Here is a 10079-nt window from a genome sequence, read left to right on the forward strand (position 1 = left end):
CATGGAACCTCGTCTTAAAGCCTATAAAACCGCCGAAAAATTAATGGGCAACAGGTTTGAGATTACTGTTATAGCTTCTAATGAAAGGTGGGCGCAGGCTAAATTTGACCTTGCCATAACTGAAATCAAAAGAATTGAGAAACTCTTAACCACCTTCGATGAGCATAGCCAGACCAACCAGATCAATGCCCAGGCAGGTATTTCGGCCGTTAAAGTTGACCGGGAAGTATTCGATCTCATTCAACGTTCTTTAAGGATTTCTGCCATTACAGATGGAGCTTTTGATATCACCTATGGTTCTATAGATAAAAAGTTATGGAATTTTGACCAAACCATGAAAGCGCTACCTGACGCAGATATTGCCAAGTCTATGGTCAGGCTGATCAACTATAAGAATGTGCTTTTAAATGACGCCGATAATAGCGTGAAATTAAAAGAAAAGGGAATGCGCATTGGTTTTGGCGGTATTGGCAAAGGTTATGCGGCCGAAATGGCAAAAGCATTGCTGATAAGAGAGGGCGTAGAAAGTGGCATTGTGAATGCTTCTGGAGACTTGACTACCTGGGGAACACAGGAAAATGGAAAGCCCTGGACAATCGGAATTGCCGATCCCAACCATAAAAACGTTCCCTTTTCCTACTTAAACGTAACCAATATGGCAGTGGCTACCTCTGGTAACTATGAGAAGTTTATAAAGATTAACGGCCAGAAATATTCGCACACCATCAATCCCAAAACGGGCCTGCCAGTTACCGGTATAAAAAGCGTAACCATCATTAGCCCCAATGCAGAAATTGCCGATGCCATGGCCACACCAGTAACCATTATGGGAATAAAAGCGGGCCTGAACATGATAAATCAGATCAACCATCTGGGCTGCATTATTATTGACGACAACAATAAAATTTACACGACCAAAAATATTAACCTGCAATGAAGCTACTACATATAAAATACAAGCTAGCGTTCATCATGTTCATTGGTGCGCCATTATTGATCACTTCTTGTACTACGGTAAAAGAGTATCAGAAAAATAAGCTTAATGATGCCGAAATGGCCTTATCAAATCGAAAGGTAGAAAAAACCGAATTAAGTTTCCAGGGTTATCGCGAAGGTGCTTCGGGGGCAAATTCAGGAAAAAGTGGTGGTGGCTGTGGCTGCAATTAAATTCATCTATCTAATTGACAAAAAATGAAAAAAATATTTCTAACTGCTGCGGCTATTTTTGCCATATTGCATGCTTCTGCCCAAACCAATATGCCAAAGGACACAACGGGTTTTGAAAGCAGGAAATTAAAATTAGATGAGATCAATCTGGTATCCAGCTATTATAGTCAGAATGGAAACAATGCCGCAGTAACAGGCGGAATAGGTTCGCAAAAATTAACTGACATTGCCAACATATTCGACGTAAAGCTAAGCAGGTACGATTTAAAATCACGTAAACATACCTTTGGATTAGAAGTAGGCATTGACCACTATACTTCGGCTTCATCTGATCAAATAGACCTACAGGCCAATTCTTCAGCCTCTCATGCCGACACCCGTATCTATCCTTCTCTTAGCTGGAGCATAGAAAATGAGAAAAAGGGAACCACACTGGCTTTGGGAATATCTTCATCTACGGAATTTGATTACCAATCTTTTGGCGGAAATCTTAGTTTTTCTGCCAAAACAAAGGATAGAAGTGGTGAGTTTACAGCCAAACTTCAAACCTATATCGATCAGGTTAAGTTGATATTGCCCATTGAACTTAGAACTTCTGGCAATAGCGGTCATGAAAATTACGGAAATGCGGCCAGAAATACCTTTGTGGGGTCACTCTCCTATTCACAGATTATCAATGAAAGATTTCAGGTGATATTTCTGGCAGATATTGTTCAGCAAAACGGTTATTTAAGTCTTCCTTTCCACAGGGTATATTTCAATGATGGTTCTGTACATCAGGAAAATTTACCCGACAGCCGCTTTAAAATACCCCTGGGCTTTAGGGCCAATTATTTTTTGGGAGATCGCTTTATTGTTAGAACTTATTATCGTTTTTACACGGACAACTGGGGCATAAATGCACACACGGCCGATATTGAAGTACCCATTAAAATTACACCCTTTTTCTCTTTAAGTCCATTTTACCGTTATTACACCCAAACTGCTGCGAAGTATTTTGCACCCTATAAAGTACATACAGCAGCAGACCAATATTACAACAGCAATTATGACCTTTCTAAGTTCAGCAGCAATTTCTATGGTGCGGGAATACGTTTTGCCCCACCTAAGGGCGTGCTGGGCCTACATCATTTTAGCATGCTTGAATTAAGGTATGGTCATTATTCAAAAAACATCAACATGAGTTCAGATATTATTTCATTAAACATAAAGTATAAATAATCTAATGGGCCGAATGGTTTTAAAATAAAGAAAAGCTTAATTACTTTATAAAAATTCCTTTGTCAAGGAATATCAACAACATGCACAAGGCTTCATTCCCTTGAATTCCTTAGCCTCTTATTTTGCGCATTTTTTTTATCCCTAGCCTTGTTTTAACTTTTTATAAAAAAGTATACACCAGCGATAAGCCCCCAACCAAACCTTAAAGTAAGATCGGATTTCAATGACTTACACCTATGACAACATATTTTCATATAAAGATTAGTGAATTCTTAGCAGGCTTAACACAGTACGAGGATACATGAATACTTAAGTTTTTTATGTTTTAAAAGTGATTATGTTAACAAGCGAGGGCTATGGGAATACCATTAAACCTTAAAATTTATTAATTGTAACTTAGCTGCATAAACATTAAAACCAGCAAGACAATAATAATCAATAACAGTATCTGATAATAGTAATTAAAACCTCTACTACGCATCTTAATCTTTTTTGAAGTTGCAGGAGAACATTTCTTTAATTCTCTTACCACCAAATAATGAATGTTATTGTGCCATTTAAAAATTGACATAAATTTTCGATTATTTGAAATACAAAACCAATTTATTATACGAAACTGCCCTAAAACAGGACGTAACCGAATTATCCCTGTACAAAAAAGTATCCTAAGTGATTTGGCTATAAGCTAAAGAAAAATGCTCCCCATCTTTTGTATTCGAAACTTTCTATCAAGATTTACATACAACCTATCCCGATTTTCCCAAATGGTCAATCACTACTTCCATTTCAAAACAAATACCTAAATAATTGATTAAGCACAACATAAAACAAAAAAGCAGGTAAAAAGATCTATCATTGATTCATTTAATCTTTCTATATTAAATTGCAGCAATATTAAACCAAATATTAGTTAAACTATACCAAACCCTTTAAGATATAATGATAAGTCTCTGTTGAAGGGCATATCAAAAGACTGCTTTATTTTAGCGTTATTACCATAAAAAAAGCAGAAATGAAGCTAAAAATTACAACACAGGCCATTTGTCGCACACCAGCATTTGGCATGAATATGGAACTTCAACAAATTTGGCCAGACTTGAAACAAATGATTCATGAATCTTCACTGGATTTTTATGCACTTATCAAAACGCTAAATTGGGAAGATATTATCCATCAAGATGAAAAAGTGCAATTTACCATATGGAAGTATTTCAACAGGGCAAGATATAGGCCTACCCCTTTTGGTTCATTTGCAGCAATCAGTTCATTGCCCCATGGTGGAAATCATGCTTCTTTTCCCATCATCATCAAACAAAAAATGCATGTACACGAATGGCAAGATTGGTCAAATGCCCATGAAATACATTTATCAAGCAAACAACTTCTAAAGCAGGCCTGCTACTTTTTTGTCAATTCAACTATTTATCTCTGCAAACAAGAATATAGATACATTTCCCAACAAAATGGGCAGTTTGAACTGGCGGCAATTCCAAACTTCGATGAGGTATCGGCTTTACTGGCCTGTTGTAAAAAGAAGACTACAAAATCTTCAATTATAGAAGAAATGAGGAAGACTACACTGCTAACAGAACGGGAAATTTTGTCCCTATTGGAACAACTCATACAACTTCAGGTAATTATGACCGATCTGCAGGCCAACATTACGGGTTCCGATTATTTAAAGCGCTTGAACAAGCCACAAATCAACAACAAGAGCTATCAGATCAGTGAACGAGAAATCACCAAGGGGAACTTGCCACAACACTTGTTGGAAGAAGTTTCAGCGTTATTGTCATTTATTAATAAAGTTGCTCCTGCTGTTAAAAACAGATCACTCGAAGCTTTCAAAACGAATTTCAGCAAGCATTATGAACAAAAGGAAATACCTCTCGGCATTGCACTTGACCCTCAGTTAGGCTTAGGCTATGGTGAGTTTGCACAATCACACAGCACTATGGAGCTGGTAGATGTACTACAGGCCCAACAACCTGAACAAGAAGCGTTAAAAACTATTATGTATAATGAGTGGTATGAATTTATGCTCAATAAGCTGGTCCAACAAACACCCATTCATTTAGAGGAATACGAGTTTAAAAAAACCAATACTAATCATCCCATGCCCAATACGCTTAGTGTGAGTCTTCACCTACATGGACAACAAGCCGTTATCCATCATGCTGCCGGAGCTACGGCCAATGCACTTTTAGGTCGATTTAGCCTGATTAAATCTTTTGAAACCTATGGTAAACAGATCGCAAAACATGAAAGTATAGCCAATCCCGATGTTATTTTTTTCGATGTGGCCTACCAATGTGAGAAAAAAGTAGACAATGTAAATCGCAGGCAGACCTTATATAGCCATGAACTTGCCATCGATTCTTGGTCTACCTTAACTGACCCTCTACTATTAGAAGACATTATGGTAAGCATTCACCATGATGAAATTGTGCTTCGATCTAAAAAGCATAACAAAAGATTAGTTCCCAGAATTGCTTCTGCTTATAATTACCAACGATCAGACTTGTCCTTATTTCGTTTTTTAAGTGATCTACAATACCAAAAGATCAGTGCCAACCTCACGCTAAACCTGGAAGATATCTTTCCTGGACTTGATCATTATCCAAGAGTAAATTTCAAAAATTGTATTGTATGTCCTGAAAAATGGTTAATGCCTGCCATTACAGAAATGACCACACTAAAGGATTGGTTTCTGGTCAAAAAAATTAACTTTCCAATCAGTGTTGGCATAAGCGACCAAACTTTGATCGTTAACCCAAATGATCCTCAAGATCTAAATTTCCTACTCCATTATGCTCAGCAACAAGGGCAAAGAAGGTTTTACCTTACGGAAGCGCTTTTACCTCAAGCAACAACGGTAGCCGATGAATATGGCAATAGCTATAATGCCCATTTCATTGTCGATTTTTGCCATGGCCAAACCGTATATCATAATTATGCTAGCCGTGATAACCATCAGACAAGCAAGCAACGAGACCTTAAACTACCTGGATCAGAGTGGGTCTATTTAGAATGGCATGCACATGCCAGCAGTACAGATGCCCTCTTGGCCAAAGAAATAAAGCAATTGCTCAAAATCAATGATTGTTATATTGATCAATGGTTCTTCATCAGGTATAATGACCCAGATCACCACATCAGGTTAAGATTGAAGTTAAAGCAAGCCTCATTCATCAGTCAGATCCTTATTCACATCAATCGGTTTTTAAGTATTGGCAACTACGATGATAATATCAGAACGGTTATGATTAAAAGTTACGACCGGGAAATTCAACGTTATGGAGAGGAAACCATGCCTCTTGTAGAACACTTTTTTTACCTGGACAGCAAAACCATCATTAAGGACATCGGCAAACTCAGTAATGAACAACATTATAATCAAGTATATGACTTTGCCCATCATTTAGCTTCAATCTTATATCCCGATGTGAAAGAGCGATTGGCCTATTTTAAAAGACTGGCGGAAAATTTTGCCAATGAGTTTAATTTTGGTTCGTCGGCTTTCAAAGAGATCAATAAACATTATGAGCAAAAAAACACCTGGAACAAGAGCTTTAACCATACCAGAAGAGAACCTATGATTGCCATATTCAAAAACATCATACAACAATGTGATCAGTCGCATCATTTAAATATGCTCGCAGATTTAATCCACATGCATATCAACAGGCGTTTTTCCGAAAACCAAAGATTACACGAAGCAATTATCTATCAGCATCTATTTAAGCTTGCGCAGACTGAACTGAGGCTTTCAACAAATGAACAGGCAGCTCCAAGGATACCAAAAATAAGTCCCCCTGCTGTTCATGTTTAAATAGAAAATTATCCTGATAAGCATATTTCAATCTTTCTCTAATATTTTGGAGGCCACTTTGATGACTAATGACCCTTTTATGGGCATTGATGCTATTTTGTGTAGAAAGATAAAATTTATCTTCTTTTATATCCATGGAAATTTGGGCGGTATGCTCATCGTCCAGCTTTCCATGTTTAAATATATTTTCCGTCAAAGTAAGTAGTACCAATGGGATAAGCCTCAACTCTCCCACCTTTTCGTCTGCTGTAATTTGGATCATCTGCCTTCCATTTTTCCTCATTTCATTTAAAAAAATAAGGTTTTCGACCTGCTCAATTTCATCGGCCAATAAAATAGTTTCCTGTAATTGGTCAGAATCTAGCGCGAACCTCATCATTTGCGACAATCTGATGATCGCTTCACCAGCTAAAGGCACCTGTTTTTTGATATGGTAATAAACAAAATCCAAGGTATTGAATAAAAAGTGAGGGTTGATCTGGGCTTTAAGATAAGCATTTTGGGTAACCACCAACTGTCTTTCCATATCCTTTTGGCTAATGATGGCCAAAAGTTTCTCTTTTTCCAGCTGTTCTGATTTTTTCCGCTCTTCGAAATAATGTTTCAGGTAATAATATCCCGTAGAAAACCCCATAAAGAATATGCCCCGGTATAAGTTTCTAAAGGCAAAGTCTTTATTAAACCCATAATAAGGTTTAAGGTCTACTACTTTCATAAAGGTAAGCAATACGTCTCCGAGCAAATGGGCAAAAACATAAACTGTTAAAAACAAGACAAAGGAGAGCAGTATGAGTATTCCCCTTGCCCTGCTTTTCTGCAAAAAGGGTAATAAAACATTTGACTGGAAGTAGAATAAACCAATAATAATCAAATAATGGACAATATAAATTAAAGGTTTACCACTTACATTAAAAAGCAGCCATACCGCAAAAGTCTCCCAGAAAATGAAAGCACTCCAAGCTATAATGTGTATTCTATATCTGAAGAATAATGAGATCATATTTTAAAATTGATAGTTATAGATAGAAAAACAACCTTTCCACATAAACTAATTTACTTTCATGTTATTACCGACTAATTTTCCTAAAAATTATTAACATTATGAAACAAAAAACATTAACCGTTAAAGCAAAAAAAATTTTTGTTTTCAAGAAATCTAAACAAGGTTTTACAGGCAAACACGATACCGAGCCTACCACAACCATGATCACCACAGCTACAGCCACATCTGGCATCTATGGTCTTTAAGCTAAAATGGGGAAGATCAAGATTTCTTCCCCATTTTAACCAATCTTTCTGTTACAAAATCCTTAAATTCCTTTCTATACAGTTCACCAACCGTAATGGAGGTCCCGCTCATCATCCTCACCGTATTTCCATCTATATATTCTATAAAATTTTTGTTGATAATAAAACTGCGCTGCACCTGGATAAACTCTTTCTTGATCCCAATCTTCTTAGCCAGTTCCGTTAAGGAGATATAAACCAGAAAATTCTTGTTCAAGGCATTTAACTGCACATAGTTTTGTTTGCTTTCTATCAAAACAATATCATTTAGATTTACCTTGATCAATTTGAGATTATCTTCCTTGCTCTTTACAAAGATAAAGTTTTCCTCTTCTTCCTTCGATCTATCCAAGATTAATGTTTCCTGTTTTGAAAACAATTTATTAATGGTAATGACAAACTTGCCCAAAGTATAAGGCTTAAGCAGAAAAGCATCTGCATTGACCTCGAATGCCTCATAAGCATATTTACTATGCCCTGTTGTGAAAACAAGTTTTTTGGTCTTTGACCGAATTTCCTTGGCCAGCTCTAATCCGGTAATAACCGGCATATCAATATCCAATAGGATCAGGTCTAAAGGTTCATTTTCCTGTACATACCTTAAGGCCAACAAGGGATCTGAAAACGACGCGATAAGTTTGAGTTCTGGGATGGTGCCAATATATTCCTTTAACCCTTCTAGTGCATGTGTTTCATCATCAATTATTATACATCTATACATCTTAATAAAATAAATAACTTTAGGATGGTATCAAAAACAACTTATTGAAATTCAAGCCTCTTATTTATTCAGCAAATTCTGCTTTAAAAAGTCTAAAAACTTTGGCCTGTACTTTTCCCCCAATTGTAGGGTTTTGTTGTTTGCAACCCTAATGCTATTGCCTTCTATCTTTTTAATTGCTTTTTTGGCAACAATAAATGATTTCGATATTCTAATGAATTTACTTTGATCTAAAGACCTTTCCATTTCAGATAAGCCCATCAATGTAATAAAATTCTCTGAAACAGTATATACCACTACATAATTTTTGGCTGCCTCTACATAGATTATCTCATCTGGATCGATTTGATGATAAGAGTTTTTGCTATCTGCTTTGATAAAATATTGCTCTTGGCCGGAAGGTGGTTCTTGGGCCAACTGAATTTTAGAAGATAGCTCTGTACTATTTTTCAGCAGGTAGTTGATCTTGAAAGCAAAATCGGCGAAAGAGAAGGGTTTTAATAAATATTGGTCTATATTTAGATTGAATGCCTTTAGTGCATATCCACTATGGCTAGTGGTAAAAATTAAATACCTTGTTTTGTCCCTGAGCTGAGCAGCTAGTTCCAAGCCCGAAATACCAGGCATTTCAATATCCAAAAAGATAAAGTCTATTTCATCCCCTACCCTAATTTCATTCAAGGCTAAAGTAGGATTATTAAAAGTCCTGTAGATACCCAAACCAGGCATCTCACTAATATAATCTACCATCGAATCGATTGCGAAATCATCATCATCTATTACAACACACTTCAAATTCATAGTTATTTATTTTTGGCAAACTGATTTCGCTATTTATCGATCACATACTTATCAAATTTATATCAGGGAACTCAATGGTACCGTCTTCGGTTAAAGATATTACCAAATGACCAACTGGGTGATCAATTCCTAACCAATAAAACGACCGGCTGTGAGTGCTTTAATTTACGGCAAGCGGCCTGCCCTTAAATTTTTCGCAAAATAACCCTTTCTTTCGACATAAACATAAGCAATGTGATTTAATTTATTCCATTTTTAGCCAAAAATGGTCCTTATGGGCACTTATCAATATAGTGTACAACCTAATAGCGCTTCCATTAAGATTATTCTCAATTTAATTTCTCCTGATCAGATTTTGGTCTATCCCTATCGTTTTAAGGTCAGTATTCAAAGTACGAAAACCTGCTAAACAGACCAAAAGCCACCTGGGATTAGCAATGCGCAAGAGCGGTATTTTTTTTGCGGTTCATGTCACCAAGGAATCGCAATAGTACCTTTTCATCTTCATATAAATTGCTTTTACCTTTGGCCGAATCTGCACTCAATTTTTTCAGGTATTTATCCAATTTATCATTTTCAAATGTTTCTAATAATAAGGGATATACATAAGCCTTTTTACAAACCATTCTTGTATTCCCTAATTTAGCTGCCACGGCATCTAATGCTAACCCTACTACCTTACTTTTGGGGCCATCGGGGTTTTTCTCTATGCATTTAGCAAGTTGATTTAAAGCTTCTAAAGTACCTCCCCATGTTCTAAAATCCTTTGCGGTAAAATCAGCACCCATAATTTCTCTGATATAGTTATTGATCATACCAGAATCTACCGCCTTATGTAAACCTTCAGGTGTATAAAATTGGAAAAGCTCCTGACCAGGTATTTCCTTACACTTCTTCAGCAACTTGATCAAGCTTTTATCCTTTAACGGAATTTCTTGTCTAATGCCCTTTTTACCTACAAAACATAAGGCAGAATTGTTTTCCTCTTGCCTAAGATGTTTATCTTTAAGCTGTCTCTTATACACATCTCCGAGCCCACGAGACCTGCGT

The 10079-nt window shown here is 36.6% G+C and carries 8 protein-coding genes and 1 pseudogene; 5 read left to right on the plus strand and 4 right to left on the minus strand.

The annotated features are described in order from the left end of the window. Nucleotide 1: 1 nt before the first annotated feature. From JHD79_RS09545 to JHD79_RS09560, 4 genes are all read left to right on the plus strand, one after another. The gene (locus tag JHD79_RS09545) at nt 2-937 is read left to right on the plus strand and encodes an FAD:protein FMN transferase (protein WP_233164630.1); all 936 of its coding nucleotides are present in this window, start codon (nt 2-4) and stop codon (nt 935-937) included. Nucleotides 938-972: 35 nt separating this feature from the next. Continuing rightward, nucleotides 973-1167: a DUF4266 domain-containing protein gene (locus tag JHD79_RS09550; RefSeq protein WP_199119010.1), complete on the plus strand. Its 195-nt coding sequence runs from the start codon at nt 973-975 to the stop codon at nt 1165-1167. A 24-nt stretch (nt 1168-1191) separates the two neighbouring features. Beyond that, entirely contained in the window at nt 1192-2388 is a 1197-nt protein-coding gene (locus JHD79_RS09555) for a DUF3570 domain-containing protein (RefSeq protein ID WP_199119002.1), read from the plus strand. Nucleotides 2389-3400: 1012 nt separating this feature from the next. After that, a complete protein-coding gene (locus JHD79_RS09560; RefSeq protein WP_199119003.1) occupies nt 3401-6220 on the plus strand; it encodes a lantibiotic dehydratase in 2820 nt (939 codons plus the stop codon). Here JHD79_RS09560 and JHD79_RS09565 read toward each other — a convergent pair. Continuing rightward, a complete protein-coding gene (locus JHD79_RS09565; RefSeq protein WP_199119004.1) occupies nt 6129-7220 on the minus strand; it encodes a sensor histidine kinase in 1092 nt (363 codons plus the stop codon). The two genes, JHD79_RS09560 and JHD79_RS09565, sit on opposite strands and share 92 nt — an antisense overlap. A 101-nt stretch (nt 7221-7321) precedes the next feature. On the opposite strand from JHD79_RS09565, the gene JHD79_RS09570 reads away from it, so the two are divergent. Then, nucleotides 7322-7468, plus strand: coding sequence for a hypothetical protein (locus JHD79_RS09570; RefSeq protein ID WP_199119005.1), 147 nt, complete (start codon nt 7322-7324; stop codon nt 7466-7468). Nucleotides 7469-7484: 16 nt separating this feature from the next. Here JHD79_RS09570 and JHD79_RS09575 read toward each other — a convergent pair whose 3' ends face one another. The 3 genes and pseudogenes from JHD79_RS09575 to JHD79_RS09585 all read right to left on the minus strand — a co-directional run. Further along, nucleotides 7485-8228, minus strand: coding sequence for a LytTR family DNA-binding domain-containing protein (locus JHD79_RS09575; RefSeq protein WP_233164631.1), 744 nt, complete (start codon nt 8226-8228; stop codon nt 7485-7487). A 60-nt stretch (nt 8229-8288) separates the two neighbouring features. Then, entirely contained in the window at nt 8289-9029 is a 741-nt protein-coding gene (locus JHD79_RS09580; RefSeq protein WP_199119006.1) for a LytTR family DNA-binding domain-containing protein, read from the minus strand. Between the two features lie 431 nt (nt 9030-9460). Next, nucleotides 9461-10079, minus strand: a pseudogene (locus JHD79_RS09585) (DNA topoisomerase IB); the annotation flags it as partial.

The organism is Pedobacter sp. ASV28 (assembly GCF_016428855.1).
Classification (GTDB): Bacteria; Bacteroidota; Bacteroidia; order Sphingobacteriales; family Sphingobacteriaceae; genus Pedobacter.